This is a genomic window from Microbacterium marinilacus (assembly GCF_019753765.1).
GTDB lineage: Bacteria > Actinomycetota > Actinomycetes > Actinomycetales > Microbacteriaceae > Microbacterium > Microbacterium marinilacus.
This window is the reverse complement of record NZ_JAIJZW010000004.1, coordinates 239,780-256,170: the sequence shown is the minus strand read 5'-3', so window position 1 is coordinate 256,170 and position 16,391 is coordinate 239,780. Positions and strand designations below refer to the sequence as shown.

21 protein-coding genes, 1 tRNA gene and 1 other RNA gene are annotated in these 16,391 nt (G+C 71.1%); 9 read left to right on the top strand and 14 right to left on the bottom strand.

All coding sequences use genetic code 11. The features are described from left to right. Positions 1 to 10: 10 nt before the first annotated feature. Genes K5S26_RS09015 through K5S26_RS09005 form a run of 3 tightly spaced genes read right to left on the bottom strand, consistent with a single transcriptional unit; the run spans position 11 to position 2,610 of the window. Positions 11 to 1,231: an anthranilate synthase component I family protein gene (locus K5S26_RS09015; RefSeq protein ID WP_221857639.1), complete on the bottom strand. Its 1,221-nt coding sequence runs from the start codon at positions 1,229 to 1,231 to the stop codon at positions 11 to 13. Continuing rightward, positions 1,228 to 1,800 carry an anthranilate synthase component II gene (locus K5S26_RS09010; protein WP_221857638.1) on the bottom strand — a complete coding sequence of 191 codons (573 nt, stop codon included), beginning with the start codon at positions 1,798 to 1,800 and terminating at the stop codon, positions 1,228 to 1,230. Before K5S26_RS09010 ends, K5S26_RS09015 begins: the two co-directional genes overlap by 4 nt. Positions 1,801 to 1,818: 18 nt before the next feature. Continuing rightward, on the bottom strand, positions 1,819 to 2,610 hold the full coding sequence (locus tag K5S26_RS09005; protein ID WP_221857637.1) for an SDR family oxidoreductase: 792 nt from the start codon (positions 2,608 to 2,610) through the stop codon (positions 1,819 to 1,821). A 198-nt stretch (positions 2,611 to 2,808) separates the two neighbouring features. On the opposite strand from K5S26_RS09005, the gene K5S26_RS09000 reads away from it, so the two are divergent. The 6 genes from K5S26_RS09000 to K5S26_RS08975 all read left to right on the top strand — a co-directional run bounded on the left by K5S26_RS09000 (position 2,809) and on the right by K5S26_RS08975 (position 6,632). Continuing rightward, on the top strand, positions 2,809 to 3,294 hold the full coding sequence (locus tag K5S26_RS09000) for an NfeD family protein (RefSeq protein WP_221857636.1): 486 nt from the start codon (positions 2,809 to 2,811) through the stop codon (positions 3,292 to 3,294). Between the two features lie 3 nt (positions 3,295 to 3,297). Then, positions 3,298 to 4,203 (top strand): SPFH domain-containing protein, encoded by a 906-nt coding sequence (locus K5S26_RS08995; RefSeq protein ID WP_221857635.1) that lies wholly within the window; start codon positions 3,298 to 3,300, stop codon positions 4,201 to 4,203. Next, positions 4,200 to 4,958, top strand: coding sequence for a glycerophosphodiester phosphodiesterase family protein (locus K5S26_RS08990; protein WP_221857634.1), 759 nt, complete (start codon positions 4,200 to 4,202; stop codon positions 4,956 to 4,958). The genes K5S26_RS08995 and K5S26_RS08990 overlap by 4 nt, the downstream gene beginning before the upstream one ends. A gap of 121 nt (positions 4,959 to 5,079) precedes the next feature. Beyond that, entirely contained in the window at positions 5,080 to 5,460 is a 381-nt protein-coding gene (locus K5S26_RS08985; RefSeq protein WP_221857633.1) for an RNA polymerase-binding protein RbpA, read from the top strand. Positions 5,461 to 5,559: 99 nt separating this feature from the next. Further along, on the top strand, positions 5,560 to 6,312 hold the full coding sequence (ppgK, locus tag K5S26_RS08980; protein ID WP_221857632.1) for a polyphosphate--glucose phosphotransferase: 753 nt from the start codon (positions 5,560 to 5,562) through the stop codon (positions 6,310 to 6,312). A gap of 35 nt (positions 6,313 to 6,347) precedes the next feature. Continuing rightward, complete coding sequence (locus K5S26_RS08975; protein ID WP_221857631.1) at positions 6,348 to 6,632, top strand: hypothetical protein; 285 nt, start codon at positions 6,348 to 6,350, stop codon at positions 6,630 to 6,632. Positions 6,633 to 7,040: 408 nt separating this feature from the next. Here K5S26_RS08975 and K5S26_RS08970 read toward each other — a convergent pair whose 3' ends face one another. The 5 genes from K5S26_RS08970 to K5S26_RS08950 all read right to left on the bottom strand — a co-directional run bounded on the left by K5S26_RS08970 (position 7,041) and on the right by K5S26_RS08950 (position 11,170). Then, positions 7,041 to 7,634, bottom strand: a complete 594-nt coding sequence (locus K5S26_RS08970; RefSeq protein ID WP_221857630.1) for a histidine phosphatase family protein — start codon at positions 7,632 to 7,634, stop codon at positions 7,041 to 7,043. A gap of 162 nt (positions 7,635 to 7,796) precedes the next feature. Next, an RNA gene (gene rnpB / locus K5S26_RS08965) (RNase P RNA component class A) lies at positions 7,797 to 8,167 on the bottom strand. A gap of 30 nt (positions 8,168 to 8,197) precedes the next feature. After that, complete coding sequence (locus K5S26_RS08960) at positions 8,198 to 9,919, bottom strand: bifunctional 3'-5' exonuclease/DNA polymerase (RefSeq protein WP_308122855.1); 1,722 nt, start codon at positions 9,917 to 9,919, stop codon at positions 8,198 to 8,200. 40 nt (positions 9,920 to 9,959) lie between these two features. Next, a complete protein-coding gene (locus K5S26_RS08955; RefSeq protein WP_221857629.1) occupies positions 9,960 to 10,442 on the bottom strand; it encodes a reverse transcriptase-like protein in 483 nt (160 codons plus the stop codon). Then, the gene (locus K5S26_RS08950) at positions 10,439 to 11,170 is read right to left on the bottom strand and encodes a zinc ribbon domain-containing protein (protein WP_221857628.1); all 732 of its coding nucleotides are present in this window, start codon (positions 11,168 to 11,170) and stop codon (positions 10,439 to 10,441) included. The genes K5S26_RS08955 and K5S26_RS08950 overlap by 4 nt, the downstream gene beginning before the upstream one ends. A 141-nt stretch (positions 11,171 to 11,311) precedes the next feature. Here K5S26_RS08950 and K5S26_RS08945 point away from each other — a divergent pair, with 141 nt between their 5' ends. Next, entirely contained in the window at positions 11,312 to 12,277 is a 966-nt protein-coding gene (locus K5S26_RS08945; RefSeq protein WP_221857627.1) for an LLM class F420-dependent oxidoreductase, read from the top strand. Between the two features lie 105 nt (positions 12,278 to 12,382). Here the strand turns inward: K5S26_RS08945 and K5S26_RS08940 are convergent, their stop codons facing one another. Beyond that, positions 12,383 to 13,315, bottom strand: coding sequence for an SDR family oxidoreductase (locus K5S26_RS08940; RefSeq protein WP_221857626.1), 933 nt, complete (start codon positions 13,313 to 13,315; stop codon positions 12,383 to 12,385). After that, on the bottom strand, positions 13,312 to 13,542 hold the full coding sequence (locus K5S26_RS08935; RefSeq protein ID WP_221857625.1) for a putative antibiotic biosynthesis monooxygenase: 231 nt from the start codon (positions 13,540 to 13,542) through the stop codon (positions 13,312 to 13,314). The genes K5S26_RS08940 and K5S26_RS08935 overlap by 4 nt, the downstream gene beginning before the upstream one ends. A 95-nt stretch (positions 13,543 to 13,637) precedes the next feature. Between K5S26_RS08935 and K5S26_RS08930 the strand changes: the two genes are divergently transcribed. Further along, complete coding sequence (locus K5S26_RS08930) at positions 13,638 to 14,219, top strand: TetR/AcrR family transcriptional regulator (RefSeq protein ID WP_221857624.1); 582 nt, start codon at positions 13,638 to 13,640, stop codon at positions 14,217 to 14,219. Between the two features lie 19 nt (positions 14,220 to 14,238). On the opposite strand, the gene K5S26_RS08925 is transcribed toward K5S26_RS08930, so the two are convergent. Both K5S26_RS08925 and K5S26_RS08920 read right to left on the bottom strand, forming a co-directional pair. Further along, positions 14,239 to 14,478 (bottom strand): hypothetical protein, encoded by a 240-nt coding sequence (locus tag K5S26_RS08925; protein WP_221857623.1) that lies wholly within the window; start codon positions 14,476 to 14,478, stop codon positions 14,239 to 14,241. Positions 14,479 to 14,610: 132 nt separating this feature from the next. After that, positions 14,611 to 14,940 (bottom strand): hypothetical protein, encoded by a 330-nt coding sequence (locus K5S26_RS08920; RefSeq protein ID WP_221857622.1) that lies wholly within the window; start codon positions 14,938 to 14,940, stop codon positions 14,611 to 14,613. A gap of 197 nt (positions 14,941 to 15,137) precedes the next feature. Between K5S26_RS08920 and K5S26_RS08915 the strand changes: the two genes are divergently transcribed. After that, entirely contained in the window at positions 15,138 to 15,341 is a 204-nt protein-coding gene (locus tag K5S26_RS08915; protein ID WP_221857621.1) for a hypothetical protein, read from the top strand. 42 nt (positions 15,342 to 15,383) lie between these two features. Here the strand turns inward: K5S26_RS08915 and K5S26_RS08910 are convergent. Both K5S26_RS08910 and K5S26_RS08905 read right to left on the bottom strand, forming a co-directional pair. Next, positions 15,384 to 15,456: transfer RNA gene (locus K5S26_RS08910), tRNA-Val, on the bottom strand. A gap of 37 nt (positions 15,457 to 15,493) precedes the next feature. Then, positions 15,494 to 16,330: a CPBP family intramembrane glutamic endopeptidase gene (locus K5S26_RS08905; RefSeq protein WP_221857620.1), complete on the bottom strand. Its 837-nt coding sequence runs from the start codon at positions 16,328 to 16,330 to the stop codon at positions 15,494 to 15,496. Positions 16,331 to 16,391: the final 61 nt, after the last annotated feature.

Sequence of the window (16,391 nt, the reverse complement as noted above, 5' to 3'; positions counted from 1 at the left end):
GCCGGCGCGGTCAATCGCGCAGCGCGCGCAGCAGCCGCTCGGCCTTCCAGCGCGACTCGGCGTACTCGTCGTCCGCCTGCGACTGCACGGTGATGCCGCCGCCGGTCCCCAGCAGGTACTCCCCGTCGCCGGCCGTCATCAGGCTCCGGATGACCACGCCCAGATCGGCCCGCCCGTCCGCGCCGATCCACCCCAGGGCGCCCGCGTAGACCCCGCGCGGCGTCTCCTCGACGTCCTCGATGATCTGCATCGTCCGCAGCTTCGGCGCGCCCGTCATCGACCCGGCGGGGAACAGCGCCCGCAGGGCCGCCACCGTCCCGACGTCGTCGCGCAGCGCACCCCGCACCGTGGACACCAGCTGATGCACCGACGCGTACGACTCCACGGCCATCAGCGTCGGCACCTCGACGGTGCCGACCTCGCACACCTGCGACAGATCGTGGCGCAGCAGGTCGACGATCATGAGGTTCTCGGAGCGGAACCGCGGGTCCGTCGCGAGCAGCTCCGACGCCGCGGCGTCCGCCTCCGCCGTCGCACCCCGGGGCGTCGTGCCCTTGATGGGCTTCGCCTCCAGCGTCCGCACGCCGCCGGCCGCCTCGACGCGTGCGTACCGCTCGGGAGACGAGCTCGCGACGAACGCGCGGGCGCCCGGCACGTCGTGATGCACGTACGCGGCGTACGGCGCCGGGTTCAGGGCGCTCAGCCGGAGGAACGCGTCGAGCGGGTCGCGACCGCTGCGCACGGCAGCGCGGTACGTCAGGTTCACCTCGTACGAGTTGCCGGCGTGCAGCTGCTCCTGGACCTCGGAGAACGCGACCGCGTACCAGTCGGGAGTCGCCGCATGCTCGGGCGCCGAGATCTCACCGGGGGCAGGCGCGGGCGCGGGCTGCCGGCGGAGGTGCGACGGCCGCATCCACACCGCGTCCGGCAGGCGACCGTCCGGGCGAGCCGGCAGGTCCGGTCGCGCAGCGTAGCCGAGATAGCCGTACCAGCGGTCCTCCGGACGTCCTGCGGCGAGCTCCTCCCCCAGCGCCGCGAAGACGTCGTCGCCGACGACCTCCGATCGTCCATCGGCATGCCGGGTCACCCGGCGCGACGCGGCGTCGTAGCTCAGCGAGACGTCCATCGGGTCGAGCCGTACCAGCTCGGGCCCGCCGTCGCCGGCCTGCAGCCACGCCCACCTCTCCCCCGTCGGGGCGCCGGGCCAGCCCTCGCCGTCCCCGTCGCTCATGCCGCGCCCAGGAAGTTGCGCACCAGCAGCTCGCCGTGCTCCGTCAGCACCGACTCGGGATGGAACTGCACTCCGACGACCGGCAGCGTCCGGTGCGCGACGCCCATCACGAGTCCCGTGCGCTCGTCGGTCGCCGTGACCCGCACCTCGTCGGACAGCCGCAGGGCGGCGAGCGAGTGGTAGCGGATCGCCCGGAACCCGTCCGGGACACCGGCGAACAGTGCCTCGCCGTCGTGCCGGACCGTGGCGTCGACGCCGTGCCCGGGATCGACCCGTTCGACGACGCCGCCGAAGGCCGTGACGATGCCCTGCATCCCGAGGCACACGCCCAGCACCGGTCGCTCGCCGGCGCGCAGCACCTCACGCCCGACCGCGAAGTCGTGCGGATCACCCGGGTGTCCCGGTCCGGGCGACAGCACCACGTAGTCGTGTCGGAGCACGTCGGACGCCGTGCACTCGTCGTGCTCCACGACGCGCGGCAGCCCTCCGGTCACCCTCGCGATCAGGTGCACGAGGTTGCCCGTGTAGCTGTCGTGGTGGTCGACGACGACCACATCGTGCGAGGGCATGGCTCTATTGTGCGGGCGTCACTCCGCGGCGAAGGCGCTGACGTCGCCGACGAGGCGCGTGTTGTCGGCCGGCACCGGGTCGACGGCGGCCTGGGCGACCTCCGCGGCGAACTCGGACACGTTGTAGAGCTTTCCGGCCGACTCGCGGCGCTCCGCGATCGCGCCGGGGTTGGCGCGCTCGAGCAGCGTGGCGGTGATGGTGCCCTCGATCATGTCGCCGGAGACCACCGTGAAGCCGATGCCCTTGGCCTCCAGCGAGGGGATGAGCTCACGCAGGGCGTCCTCGCCGGCGCGCTTCGACAGCGCCACGGGCTCGTACTCGGGCATCGTCGGAGTGGTGCGGATGAAGTGCGCCTGGTGGCTCGTCACGAACACCACCCGGGCGCCTCCCTCGGCGGTGGAGGCCTCGAGCAGCGGCAGGGCCGCCTGCAGGGCGCCGACCTGCGCGTCGCGGTTCAGCCGCAGCGCGTAGTCCTCGGCCATGCCCGACTCCATACCGCCCGACGCGTTCAGCACGAGCACGTCGAGACGGCCGAACTCCTCCTTCACAGCCTCGAACATGGCGTCGATGGTCGGCTGCTCGGTGAGGTCCGCGCCGACGACGAGCGCACGGACGCCGAGCTCTCGTACCTCGGCCGCGAGCTTCTCCGCCCGCGGCGCCTTGTTGCGGAAGTTGATCACGACGTCCGCGCCGGCCTGCGCGAGGTAGCGCACGGTGTCGGCGCCGATGCCTCGCGACGAGCCGGTCACGAGCGCGACCGTGCCGCTCAGCGTTCCGGGGGCGATGGGCTGCGAGGGGGCGTCGGTCACGTGGGGCTCCTGACGGCGGGACGGTTTCGGCACGGACCCGCCATGGACTGCCGACGGGATCCGTTCGACACTAGCAATCCGCGGCGCCGTGCCCCTGTCGTGAGCCTCCAATGTCGCGCCCGTGCCCTTGTGCGGGACGGGTGCCTGCCGCCCCGCGGCGTCATTGCCCGCTGATAGGGTGCGGGGCAAGGAGGCCGCATGGACGTCATCGTGGAGTTCGCCTGGGTCGGCTGGCTCGTGCTCATCGCCCTTTTCCTCGCGATCGAGATCGTTTCGGGAGAGCTCACCTTCCTGATGCTCGCCTTCGGCTCGGTCGCGGGCATCGTGTCGGCGTTCGCGGATGCGCCGATCTGGTTGCAGATCATCATCGCCGCCGTCGCGGCCGTGGCCTTCCTCGCCCTGCTTCGCCCGCCTCTGCTGCGGCGTCTGCGACGCGGCGCCGATCCTCAGAAGTTCAACGTCGAGGCGTTGGTGGGGCTCCGAGGCGTCGTGACCGAGACCGTCACCGCTCTTGCCGGCCGCGTGAAGCTCGTCAACGGCGACTCCTGGTCGGCCCGTGTGCAGCACGGCTCGGACCTGCCGCCGCAGACCCCGGTCGTGGTCGAGTCCATCCAGGGCGCCACCGCCATCGTGTCCCCGGCTCCCGCCGGGTTCCCCACCCCCACCGGCCCTCAGGAGGCCTGAGTCATGGACATCGTCGGAACGGTCTTGCTGTGGATCCTGGCGGCCGCGATCGTGATCGTGGTCATCACGGTGCTGGTCCAGGCGATCCGCATCGTCCCCCAGAGCGAGGCCTTCATCATCGAGCGCCTCGGCCGTTACCACCGGACGCTCTACGGCGGCCCGCACCTGCTGTTCCCGATCATCGACCGTCCGCGCTCGCGGGTCGACCTGCGCGAGCAGGTGGTGTCGTTTCCCCCGCAGCAGGTCATCACGGAGGACAACCTCTCCGTGGCCGTCGACGTCGTCGTGTACTTCCGGGTCACCGACCCGCGCGCCGCGACGTACGAGATCGCGAACTACCTCGGCGCCGTCGAGCAGCTGTCGATCACGACGCTGCGCAACGTGGTGGGTGGTCTCAACCTCGAGGAGGCCCTGGTCAGCCGCGACGTGATCAACGGCAAGCTCAATGCCACCCTCGACGAGGCCACCGGCCACTGGGGCATCAAGGTCAGCCGCGTCGAGCTGAAGGCGATCGACCCGCCCGTGACGCTGCAGGACGCGATGGAGAAGCAGATGCGCGCCGAGCGAGACCGTCGTGCGGCGATCCTCACCGCCGAGGGGCACAAGCAGTCGCAGATCCTCGTCGCGGAGGGCGCTCGGCAGGCCGAGATCCTGAAGGCCGAGGGCGACAAGCAGGCGCAGGTGCTGCGCGCGCAGGGCGAGTCGGAGGCCATCCAGAACGTCTTCAACGCGATCCACGCCGGCCAGCCCGACGACAAGCTCCTCGCCTACCAGTACCTGCAGACGCTGCCGAAGATCGCCGAGGGCGAGAGCAGCAAGATGTGGATCATCCCCAGCGAGCTGACGGAGGCGCTCAAGGGCATCACGGGCGGCTTCGCGCGGGGCGGGGCACCCGCGGACCGGGCGTGACCCACCCGTACCTGCGCGGCACGGCCCATCCGCGCGTCCTCGCCCATCGCGGCCTGGCCGTGCCTGAGGACGACGTCGCCGAGAACTCGTTCGGCGCCATCGCCGCGGCCCACGCCGCCGGCGCGGCATACGTGGAGTCCGACTGCCATCTCACGTCGGACGGCCATGTGGTCCTCTTCCACGACGACACCCTGGATCGCGTCACCGGCGACCCCCGCCCTATCGCGGAGGTCACGCTGCGTGAGCTCGAACGGCTGATGGAAGAGCGCGGCGGTCTCGCGACGCTCGACCAGGCGCTGGAGGCCTTCCCGAGGACACGCTTCAACCTGGACGTGAAGGTGCCGACGGCAGCCGGCCGGGTGGGCCGCGCAGTCGCCGCCCACGCCGACCGCGTGCTCATCACGAGCTTTTCGGACGAGCGGCGTCTGGCCGCGCTCCATGCGGCGGGCCCGTCGCGGCCGGCGACCTCGCCCGGATCGCGTACGATCGCTCGCCTCGTCGCCGCCGTGGCGATGCGGCTGAGGCCCGCCGGCATGAGGCTGCTGCGCGGTCTCGACGCCCTCCAGATCCCCGAACGGCACGGTGCCATCCGCGTGCTGACGCCACGCCTCATCGACTGGGCGCACGCGTCCGACGTGGAGGTGCACGTCTGGACGGTCAACGACCCGAAGCGGATGCTGGAGCTCGTCGAGCTCGGCGTCGACGGAGTGGTGACCGACCGTGCCGACGTCGCCATCGAGACGCTCACGCGCTGACTCGTCCTCGACCGTCGCTCACAACTGGGATTCCGCTGGGAAAGGCGCTCCGCGGCCACCCCTTCGGATGATGCGCACAGCCGGGAACGTTATACCTGACACCTGACGAGAGGACCACACAATGGCAGATCGCAGCCTTCGCGGAATCCGACTCGGCGCCCAGAGCCTCCAGAGCGAAGAGGGCGTCGTGTTCATGGAGCGAACCCAGCACACGTATCACTGTGCCGCCTGCGACCGCGACACGACGCTGACGTTCGCAGCTGACGCTGAGGCCCCCGAGACCTGGGAGTGCCGCGGCTGCGGTGGCGAGGCGCTGCTGAAGGTCGAGGGCGGCACCGTCGAGGTCGACCACAGCGGCGACAAGGCCCCGCGCACCCACTGGGACATGCTGCTCGAGCGGCGCACGCTTCCGGAGCTCGAGGAGATCCTCGCGGAGCGCCTGGAGTTCGTCCGTGCCCGACGCGGCGCCGGCGAGGACCCGACCCGCGCCAAGACCGCGTAACGCGCACACCACGACGCCGGCTCTTCGGGGCCGGCGTCTTCGTGTTCGCGTGGCCGCCTCGCGTCATCGACGGGGCTCCCGCTCGCTTAGGCTGAGAGCATGGCGAACAGCGTGGATCGGGCCGTCGGCATCGACATCGGCGGCACCGGCATGAAGGCCGGGATCGTGGACCTCGCGAATGGCGAACTGGTCAGCGACCGGGTCCGTATTCCCACCCCCGCGGGCGCGAAGCCCAAGGACGTCCTGTCGACGGTGAGAGAGCTCCTCGGACTGCTCGGCCACGACGCGGACGAGCTGCAGGTCGGCATCTGCTTCCCGACCATCGTGAAGAACGGCCGGACGCTGTCGGCGGCGAACGTGTCGCACAAGTGGCAGGACTTCGAGGCCGAGAAGTTCTTCGAAGAGGGCCTGGGACACGCGATCCACTTCGTCAACGACGCCGACGCGGCAGGCCTGGCCGAGCTCCGCTACGGCGGGGCGACGGACCAGCCGGGGCTCACGGTCCTCACCACCCTGGGCACCGGGATCGGCTCGGCGTTCCTGTTCGACGGGGCGCTCGTCCCGAACACCGAGCTCGGCCACCTGCAGTGGAACGGCGACTCCATCGAGAAGTACGCCGCTCCGACAGCGCGCGAGCGCGACGACCTCTCGTGGAAGGACTGGGCGGCGCGCCTGCAGGAGTTCTACGATCACCTCGAGTTCCTCTTCTCCCCCGACCTGATCCTCGTCGGCGGCGGCGTCTCGAAGAACCCCGAGAAGTTCATGCCCCTCATCAGCACTCGCGCTGAGATGCGCATCGCCACCCACGCGAACAACGCGGGCATCATCGGCGCGGCCTCCCTCGCTCTCTGACGCCGACGTCGCTTCGCGGGTGCCATGATGGCCTGGTGGCGGCAGGCGGACCCGGTGATCATTGGCTCACCGACATCCTGAACTGGGATCTCGATCCCGTCACCCACCGCGTGTCCGTGCTGGTCCGCGAGATCGTCGCGTACGGCGGGCGGAGGGAGCTCGACGACGGGACGCCGCTCGCACGTTCGTTCGCGCGGCTGGGCCTCACCTGGCGCAGCCGGCCTGACGGAGAGGCACAAGCCGCCGAGCTGGAGCGGGCGCTGCAGGCTCGCCGGGACGCGCTTCGCGCCGAGGCCGTCGCGAACGGCTGGGACGTCTGACCGCCGCCGATGCGCGGCGAGACGGCGGCGCCGACGGCACTGCCCCGCCCCCCCCTTCGCGCCTCGGCGAGAAGCGGTCGACACGAAAACGCCCCTCCGCCGAGCATGCTCGGCAGAGGGGCACTCCCCAGCCCGCGGCGCTGTGGGGCGATGCGGGATGTGCGCCGCGCACTGGGGCGAGACGTTACCAAAACGCTACACACCCGGCGCCCGTGGCGCATCCGCGCCCACGTCTGTCCCCGGGGCGATGACGAGCGACCCGGCACGATCCCCACGCGAAGCCGAGGCCGGGAGCACGCCGTCCGCGCCCCCTTCGACTCTCGGCAAGAGGCCGATGAAGGGCTGAATCCGCTCGACGAGGGGCCTGGAGCAGCGTTGGAGGTCAGGCCGGCGGCCTGGCGAACGGAGTCAGCCCAACGCCGACTCGACGACCGACACGGTCGCGTAAGTGATCGACGGCGCCCCGCCCGAACTGTCCGGGTGGACGTCCACGTCGCTGATCGAGCCGTTGCCGGCGCTACCGCGGACGTCGGACAGGTCGGCTGCCGCGGCTCGATGGTTGACGGCGTTGATCAGCCCGCCATGGGTGACGACGATGATGTTGCGTCCGGCGTAGGCGCGCGCGATACGGTCCATGGCTCGTTCTGCGCGCTCGACCAACTGCCCGGTTCGTTCGCGACCTTTGATCTGACCGTCCGGGAACGCATCGTCGAGGTCGCTCCACTCGACCCCCTCGGCCGCGCCCCACGCCTGCTCCATGAGATCCTCATCGAGCTCGACCGCGTCGATGAGCAGTTCGTCCGCAATGATTCGAGCGGTCTCCGAGGCTCGCACGAGAGGGCTGGCAACCACCGCGGCGTACTCCAGCCCGGCGAGCTTCGCGGCGGCGTCCGCGGCCTGCACACGACCCTGGTCGTTGAGGGGGATGTCACGCCGCCCCTGAATGAGGCCCATGGTGTTCCATTCCGTCTCGCCATGACGGACCAAGCGCAGCAGCGTCAAGCGTTCCCACCTCTCAAGCCAGAGTCTCGACGGCCGCGACCCGTGCGGACGCCGGGGTCCATGCTCCCACGAGGCGGGACGGACGATCACCAGCGCACGCGGCTCAGCGCGTCGCCGGTGGCGTTCCATGCAGAAGGAGACGCCTGATCAGAAGTCATGAAGCGAATGGGCCGGCCTGTACGCCGGGTTCTGTTCGGGGGCTCGCGCCCCGTCGACGGCCATCTCTCTCGGCGACACGTTGCCGTGCCGCTCTAGCGACCTACCCGAGGACTCGGCGGGCCGCGTCAACATCCTCTGTCTGGTCTTGCTCCGGGCGAGGTTTACCGAGCGGATCGCGTCGCCGCGACCCCTGGTGGTCTCTTACACCACCGTTTCACCCTTACCGGGGGCGAGCCCCCGGCGGTCTGCTTTCTGTGGCACTGTCTCGCGGATCACTCCGGGTGGGTGTTACCCACCGCCCTGCCCTGCGGAGCCCGGACGTTCCTCGGCGCGCGACGGCAAGCCGTCCGCGACGCGGCCGTCCGGCCGACCCATTCGCGCCGTCCAGTCTACGCGGCGCCGCGTCAGTCCTTCGCCGCGCTGTCGGAGATGCGCAGGTCCAGGGGGAAGTCGATCGGGAAGGCCCCGAACAGCAGTCGGCCGGCAGCCTCCGCGGCCTCCCGCAACGCCTCCGCGGCCGCGTCGGCATGCTCGGCGGGCGCGTGCACGATGACCTCGTCGTGCAGGAAGAAGGCGAGATGCGCGCGACGGGCGAACGCAGGACCGGAGCGTGGCGCGCCCTCTCCCGAGTCCACGGGGGCCAGCCTCGTCAGTCGCAGTCGGACGTCCGCCAGCCAGGCGAGCGCCCATTCCGCGGCCGTGCCCTGGACCACGTAGTTGCGGGTGAACCGTCCACGGTCGCGCCCGATGCGCAGAGCCCGCGTCTCGTCGGCCGGGGACGCCCCCGAACGGGAGGCCCGCGCCTGCGCGGCGCGCCAGGCGTCATCGGGCGGCGGCGACGTGCGTCCGAGCCAGGTGGTGACCACCCCGCCCTCCTCACCCGTGCGCGCCGCCGCATCGACCAGCGCCATCGCATCGGGGAACACCCTCCGCAACCGCGGCACGAGGCGGCCGGAGTCGCCCGTCGTCGCCCCGTACATGGCTCCGAGGACCGCGATCTTGGCCTCGGCACGTGTGCGCACCGCGCCGGCCGCGACGATGCCCTCGTACAGGTCACGCCCGCGCGCCGCCTCCGCCATCCGCTCGTCGCGCGCCATCGCGGCGAGCACGCGCGGTTCGAGCTGCGCCACGTCGGCGGCGACGATGCGCCAGCCCGGATCGGCCCTCAGCGCGCCGCGCAGCTGTCGGGGCAGCTGCAGCGCTCCACCGCCGGACGAGGCCCATCGGCCGGTGACGACCCCGCCCGGGATGTAGACGGGGCGGAAGCGGCCGTCGCGAACCCACTCGTCGAGCCAGGCCCAGCCGTTCGCGGTCAGCAGCCGAGCGAGCCGCTTGTACTCCAGCAACGGCGCGATCGCCGGGTGCTCGATCTCGCCCAGCTCCCATTTGCTGGTCGACTCGACACGGATGCCCGCACGCTGCAGCGCGCGCAGCAGGCGCGGCGGCGAGTCGATGCTCAGTGCGGGGTCGCCGAGCGCCTCGCGCACCTCGGCGGCCAGCCGCGTCATGCGAGCGGGGGCGCCGCCGGCACGGCGATCGCCGAGGGCGTCGCGAAGGATGCGATCGTGGTGCTCCGCGTCCCAGGGCACGCCCGCGGCGCGCATCTCGGCCGCCGCCAGAGCACCCGCCGACTCTGCGGCGAGCAGCAGCCGCATCCGCCCCGGGTGGGCGGCCTGCGCGACGGCGGCGTCCTGGCGCAGGAGCTCTGCGACGGTCTCCGCCACGCCGTCCCGGCCGGGTCGACGCGATCCCGCGGCTCCGTTCCCGGAGAGGTCGTCGAGCTCGAAGAGCGCGCCGGCCGACGGCCCCGCCTCCGCCGGTGCGCCGTCCCACGCCGTAGCCTCGCGCAATGCCGAGGCCGAGGGGACGGCGTCGCGCAGCACGGCGTGACACAGCCGCAGGTCATGCGCCCTCGACACGCGGACGCCGGCACCGAGCAGGGCCGAGTACCACGCGGCGGTGCTCGACCACACCCAGCGGATGCCCCGGCCCGTGGCGGCGCCCTCCGCCTCGCGCGCTGACACCCAGACCGGCAGCTCGGTGCTGCTCAGCGGCCGGCGGCCGTGCTCGCCCCCGCGGTCGAGGGCGACGGCGACGGCACCGCCGCGGGCGTCACGACCGAGCACGATCCTCTCGGCGTCGGCCCACGGCGATGGCGCCGAGGCGTCAGAAGAGGGCGTCTCCACCGACCGCTTCCGGTGTCGGCTCCGTCGTCGCCGAGCTCAGATCCCTCCGGAAGCTCGCACGGGAGTCCATCGACTCGTTGGCCGCGGCGTCAGCCAGCGCGTTCTCGGCGCGCGGCACCCATCCGAAGGTGACGGCGCGCTCGCCGATGAGCTCGTGGGCGCGCCGTGCGAGGGTCTGCATGTCGGGGTGCTTGATCTTCCATCGCCCCGTCATCTGCTCCACGACGAGCTTCGAGTCCATGCGCACGTGGACGACTGCCGGATCGCGTTCGAGCGCGACCTGCAGGCCGGCGATCATGCCGCGGTACTCCGCGACGTTGTTCGTCGCGACGCCGATGTAGACGCCCACCTCGACGATCACGGTGCCGGTCGTCTGGTCGATCACCACCGCTCCCCCGGCCGCCACGCCCGGATTGCCGCGAGAGCCGCCGTCGGCCTCGACGATCAGCGAGGGGCCGGTCACAGCCCCGACTCGGCGGTGCGCACCATGATGCCGCCACACTCCGGGCACAGGGCGACCTCGTCGTCGGGCGTGCCGCGGAGCACCTGCAGGTCGCTCGGCGACAGCGTCATGTTGCAGGCGCCGCACATCCCGCGGGTGAACGCGGCGGTTCCGGTGCCTCGTGCGGCGAGCCGCTCATAGAGCCCCAGCAGATCCGCCGGAAGACGGTCGGCGATCGCGGAACGGTCGCGCGTCAGCGCCTCGGCATCGGACGCTGCCCGGGAGACCAGCTCCTTGGCCTCGCCGCTGAGGCGCTGCCCCTCGGCCGTCGTGGCGTCGAGCAGCGCCTGCTGCTCGGTCACCGCCGAATCGGCGGCCTCGAGCCTCTCCATGATCTCGAGCTCCGCGTCCTCGAGGTCGCTGCGCCGCTTGTCGAGGGTCGCGATCTCCCGCTCGAGCCCCTGTGCGTCCTTCGGACTCGCCGTCGTCGCGAGCCGTTCGGCGTCGCGAGCCCGCCGAGCCGCGACCACCTCGACGTCGGACTCGATGCGCTTGAGCTCGGTCCGCAGATCGTCGCGCGCTCCGGCCCGCTCCGCGAGCTCACGGCCGAGCGCCGTGCGCTGGGCGATCAGCTCCTGCACCCTCGCCGCCTGCGGGGGGTTGCGTCGCGTCGACTCCGCCGAGGCGAGACGTCGGTCGATGTCGGCGACGTCGAGCAGGAGCAGCTGGTCGGCAGGGCTTGCTTTCACCCTTCCAACCTACCGTCCGGCCTCCGCCCGCGGTGCGGGCGTCCGCACTGCCTCACCGACGCCGTCGCCGCAAGCCCCGTGCGCCGCCGGCCGCGCCGACGTAGCGTCACGGTGCCAGTGACAATGACGAAGGGACCCTCGATGACCCGATTCGGCTACACCCTGATGACCGAGCAGAGCGGACCGCGCGAGCTCGTGCGCTACGCCCAGCAGGCCGAGGAGGTCGGCTTCGACTTCGAGGTCTCCAGCGACCACTACTCCCCCTGGCTCGTGAGCCAGGGACACGCGCCGTACGCCTGGACCGTGCTCGGGGCCGTCGCGCAGGCGACGTCACGCGTGGAGCTGATGACCTACGTCACGTGCCCCACGATCCGCTACCACCCCGCGGTCGTCGCTCAGAAGGCCGCGACCCTGCAGCTCCTCTCGGACGGACGCTTCACGCTCGGGCTCGGGAGCGGCGAGAGCCTGAACGAGCACGTGGTCGGCGAGGGCTGGCCGGGCATCGTCTCGAGGCAGGAGATGCTCGTCGAAGCGATCGAGATCATCCGCGAGCTGCACTCCGGGGAGCTCGCGACCTATGACGGCGAGTACTTCCGCGTCGACTCCGCCCGAATCTGGGACGCGCCGGACGACGGCGTGCCGATCGGCGTGGCGGTCTCGGGGGACGCATCGATCTCGCGGTTCGCGCCGCTGGCCGACCACCTGATCGCTGTGCAGCCGGAGGCGGACCTCGTGCAGGGCTGGGACGAGCACCACCCGTCGCCGTCGAGGAAGATCGGCCAGGTGCCGATCTCCTGGGATCCGGATAAGGACGCGGCCATCGCGCGGGCGCATGATCAGTTCCGCTGGTTCGGCGGCGGCTGGGCCGTGAACGCCGACCTTCCGACACCCGCGGGCTTCGAGGCCGCGTCGCAGTTCGTCCGTCCCGAGGATGTCGCCTCCGCGATCCCGTGCGGGCCGGACCTCGACGAGCTCGCCGAGGGCGTGCGACCGTTCCTCGAGGCGGGCTTCACCGACGTGGCGATCGTGCAGATCGGCGACGAGCAGCAGCAGCGCTTCCTCGACGAGGTGGCGGGCCCCCTTCTCGAGCGGCTGCGCGCACTCTGATCCGACGAGGCCGTCTCTGACGTTCTGGCTTTGGCCGGCACCGCACGGTGCCGGCCAAAGGCCGTCGATGCGCCCGAGCCCGCCGATCCGGGCGGGACAGCGCGGTCAGACCAGCGCGATGCGGACCCCCGGCACCCGCCGCAGATCGTCGAGCGAGAGGACGTCTGCCGCGGTGACCACGCCTGTCCGGCCGCCCGCCGCGGCGGCCGCGGCCATGCGCGAGGTGAGGATCCCGGTGCTCAGGGACTGCCCGTCGCCGTGAGCGATCAGTCCTCTTCCGGTCCGCCGGTCGACGGCGGAGATCGACCACCCGCTGCCCCCGACGTGCGGGGCGTACGCGACCGCTCGGCGCAGGGCGGGCAGGAAGCCGACGGCCGCGAGGGCCGCCGTGGTGAGACGGCTGTCCGTGCCGAGGTAGCTGCGCACAGCGAACCCGCCGCCTCGACCCAGCAGCAGATGATCCGGGAAGTCGGCACGAAGGAGGCGACGCCGGCCTGCCGTCGTCGGGAGCTCCCGGCTCTCGCGGAAGTTGAGCACGCGGCGCCCTTCCGGCGGGTCGTGGAGCGCGCGACCGGCGAGCCCGGCGGTCCACGCGACCGCGGCCGCGCCGTGATCCTCGCCGCCGCCGAGGACGACTCCGAGGTCGAGCTCGTCGCCCGCCCCGGCGTCGAGCGCGGCGAGGATGATCGTGCTCAGCCCCGGCACGAGACCCGCCCCGAGCACCATGCGGCTGCCCGCCGGTGCCGCGCGGGCCAGCGCATCGAGATAGCCCGCAGTGGCCGAGATCTCGACCAGCGTCGCTCCGCCGAGCGCCGCCGCGATCCTTGGGTCCTCGACACCGCTGGCGTTCACGACGACGTCGTGACCGACCGCTGCGGCTCTCAGCGCGTCGCCGCCGTCACTTGCGGTCAGGTCGATCCGCACCGAGCCTGTGGACGGCGTGCGCCCCGCCGGGGTGACGGAGTGGCCGCCGGCACGCAGGTCGGAGACGACGACCCGACCGACCGCGCCGCGCGCGCCGAGCACCAGTGCCCTCACTTCGCCCCTCCCTTCCCCACCGAGGCGCGGGTGAGCCGAACGTATCCGCGGGTGAGCAGCGGCACCGCCCAGAGCACGGCGACGGGCACGACCACCGCCATCACGATCGCCGTCTGGGCGAGGTCCGGCCACCCCGGCAGGAGCGGCGTCACGAGCAGACGGCACACGACGACGAGCGGGAAGATCGCCAGCCAGGTGATGACGATGCGAGGAAGAACCGGGACCATGACCACTTCAATCTCCAAACGTTTGTTTGGCACACCACAAGCAGGTTTCGCACGGATCTCCAACCTGATGGTTGGAGATCCGCTAGGCTCGCCCCATGGCGTGGGACACGGAGGGCACACGACGGAAGCTGCTCGCAGCGGGGGCCCAGCAGTTCGCGGCCCACGGCTTCGCGGGTGCGCGGATGGACGTGATCGGGCGTGAGGCGGGAGTCAACAAGGAGCGCGTCTACCAGTACTTCGGCAACAAGCACGCGTTCTACCTCGCGGTGCTCACCGATCAGCTCGACTCCCTCCTCGAGGGAGCCGACGTCCGCGGCGGCGGAGCGGAGGCCATGGGGGACTTCGCCGGCGCCCTGTTCGACCGCTTCCAGGCCGACGCCACCCCCGCGCGCCTGCTGGCCTGGGAGAGCCTGGAGCTCGAGCACCCCGCCTCGACGGCCGAGCGGGCGAATCTGTGCGCGCGCCGCGCCTCCTCGATCCGGGACGCGCTGCCCGGCGTCGACCAGCACGGCGCGGAGCATCTGCTGCTGTCGATCGTCACGCTCGCCGCCGGCTGGTGGACCCTCTCCCACCTCGCCGGTGTGGTGCTGACCACGCCCGCCGACGACTCCCAGCGACGTCGACAGCTCGTCCGCCAGGCCACCGCCCTCGCCCGAGCGGCGCACGACGCCGTCTAAAGCGAGTCGGAAGACGGTCTCAAGGGCCCCGCCTCTGCTGCGGGGCCGTGCTTCTCCGGTACCGGAACCACGGCGACCACGACACTGCACCCACGACCGTGAGAACGACCCCGATCGTCATCACGAAGAGCACGGCCCCGCCGCCCCGTCCGTACCCGCCCCAGGCGCCGGCGAGAAGGGCGACGACGCCGAACGCGATAAGTGCGGCCCCGAACGCCAGCGGCAGAAAGGGAGCGATCGGCAGCCGCTTCGGGGTCATGCGACCGCTCCGAAAAAGTCGGAACACGCCGACTCGTGGACTCCCTTTGCAACCCACCGCGTCTCGAGAACGATGCGTGGATGAATATCCGACGTTCTCGTCGTGCGCGTGGTGAATGGGAGCGAGCCTGAATCACTCGCGCGGTGTGTCCGCCACCTCGACGGAGACCCGGTACTCGGATCCGTCGACGCCGCTGATGGTCACAGGGGCGTCGAAGGTGGAGCCCGTGCTCGGATCCGTCAGAACGCAATCGACGACCGTGCCATCGACCAAGTCGACCTGGTCATCACCGCAGTCCATTTCGGGTCGAATGCCGATCTGCTCCTCGAGCGCGCCGGCAGCGGAGTCGGAGATATCGGAACCGGGAACGGTCAGGTTCGAGCTGGCACTTACGGTACAACCTGCCAGCGCGCCAGCGGAGAGCACGCTGACGAGCACAGCAAGAGCAATTCTCTTACGCATGCCGTCAGACTAGGTTTTGGTCAGTGCGCTCATATTCACACGCGCGCAGACTCCACCCATGCAGCGAGTATTTGGAACGACAACCGATAGCTGCTCGCCAGAAACGGTCGTCTTCGGCGGGGCTGAAGCGTCGCTGCTCCGGCGCGGGCGCCGGAAGGTGCCTCGACATCACCCGAGCGAGATGGCATCGTGAACGGATGTCCAGCAGCGAACCGCGTCTCACCTTCCCGTGGATTGCTCTCATCATCACCGCAGGGACATGCACGGCGATCGTGGTGCTCATCCTTCTGAACGTCGTTGGCCCCGGCCTCTGGTTCAGCGCCCTCGCAATGGCGCTGATCGCCGTATCCAACGGCATCATGATCTTCAACAAGAGGAAGCGCCGCGAGGAGAAGAGCTGACTCTCCCCCCGACCACGTCAGGCGAGACGGAAGACGGTCCTGTGGGCCCTGCCGGGATCGAACCGACGACATCCACGGTGTAAACGTGGCGCTCTACCAGCTGAGCTAAAGGCCCCTGCGACGAGTCTAGGCGGCGATCTCGTAGCCGCCCCTCAACCGGCAGCCCGGACGCAGGTCGCGACGGCCGACGACGCCGACGGCGCCCCGTCGCCCTCTCCGCGGGGTGGGGTGAGCACCGGCCCCGAGCTGCGGGTCTGCCACCAGACCCACACGGTGAGAGCGATGTGCAAGGCGATGGGGAGGAGCATGATGACCGATCCGGCCCCGTCGGAACGATCGTGGGCTGCGGTGAAGTCCGCGTGCAGGACGAGCAGGACGAGGAAGCCGATCGTGTTGTTCACCGCGTGGACGACGATGCCGATCTCGAGTCCGCCGCTCCTCCAGGTGATGATCGCGAGGGTGGACGCGAAGACCACGTAGTAGAGGTTCACCCAGGGGTCGGTGGAGAAGTGCACCACGGCGAAGAGGACGCTGGACACCGCGATGCCGAGCAGCAATGCGGTGCGCGGGCCTCGCGCCCAGCTCGCGGCGACGCGGAAAACCAGGCCGCGGAACCCGTACTCCTCTCCCGCGGCCTGCAACGGCGTCAGGAGAAGGGTGACCAGGAAGACCGAGGCGAGGCCGACGGTCGACCACGTGGTCGCCGTGGTTCCCAGCACCAGGGTGGAGACGACGAGATTGACCGCCCAGAGCGGGACGACGACCAGCATCGCCCTCCCGACGACGGCGGTGCGCAACACGTTCGAGACGGAGGTCAGCGAGGCGGCCCGCACGCCGTACAGCCATCGTTGGATCAGCATGCTCCAGGGGATCAGCATCGCGATCGGCAGCATCGCCGCGACGTGGATGCTCGCGGTGTAGCCGCTGAGATCCAGCGCGCCATCGATGCGGAACGCGATCTGCACCGCTCCGAACGTGAGACCGAACATTCCTCCGATGAGCAGAGCGATCGCGAGGATCCCCCCGACCGATGCGGCGCCTGTCGCTCGC

Bases quoted from the DNA above. Each gene is read 5' to 3' on its own strand.
- K5S26_RS08905 (WP_221857620.1), bottom strand. From the start codon at position 16,330: ATGTTCGGTCTCACGTTCGGAGCGGTGCAGATCGCGTTCCGCATCGAT.
- K5S26_RS08995 (WP_221857635.1), top strand. From the start codon at position 3,298: ATGGACATCGTCGGAACGGTCTTGCTGTGGATCCTGGCGGCCGCGATC.
- K5S26_RS08925 (WP_221857623.1), bottom strand. From the start codon at position 14,478: ATGACCCCGAAGCGGCTGCCGATCGCTCCCTTTCTGCCGCTGGCGTTC.
- K5S26_RS09010 (WP_221857638.1), bottom strand. From the start codon at position 1,800: ATGCCCTCGCACGATGTGGTCGTCGTCGACCACCACGACAGCTACACG.
- K5S26_RS08985 (WP_221857633.1), top strand. From the start codon at position 5,080: ATGGCAGATCGCAGCCTTCGCGGAATCCGACTCGGCGCCCAGAGCCTC.
- K5S26_RS08920 (WP_221857622.1), bottom strand. From the start codon at position 14,940: ATGCGTAAGAGAATTGCTCTTGCTGTGCTCGTCAGCGTGCTCTCCGCT.
- K5S26_RS08945 (WP_221857627.1), top strand. From the start codon at position 11,312: ATGACCCGATTCGGCTACACCCTGATGACCGAGCAGAGCGGACCGCGC.
- K5S26_RS08930 (WP_221857624.1), top strand. From the start codon at position 13,638: ATGGCGTGGGACACGGAGGGCACACGACGGAAGCTGCTCGCAGCGGGG.
- K5S26_RS09015 (WP_221857639.1), bottom strand. From the start codon at position 1,231: ATGAGCGACGGGGACGGCGAGGGCTGGCCCGGCGCCCCGACGGGGGAG.
- ppgK (WP_221857632.1), top strand. From the start codon at position 5,560: ATGGCGAACAGCGTGGATCGGGCCGTCGGCATCGACATCGGCGGCACC.
- K5S26_RS08935 (WP_221857625.1), bottom strand. From the start codon at position 13,542: ATGGTCCCGGTTCTTCCTCGCATCGTCATCACCTGGCTGGCGATCTTC.
- K5S26_RS08915 (WP_221857621.1), top strand. From the start codon at position 15,138: ATGTCCAGCAGCGAACCGCGTCTCACCTTCCCGTGGATTGCTCTCATC.
- K5S26_RS09000 (WP_221857636.1), top strand. From the start codon at position 2,809: ATGGACGTCATCGTGGAGTTCGCCTGGGTCGGCTGGCTCGTGCTCATC.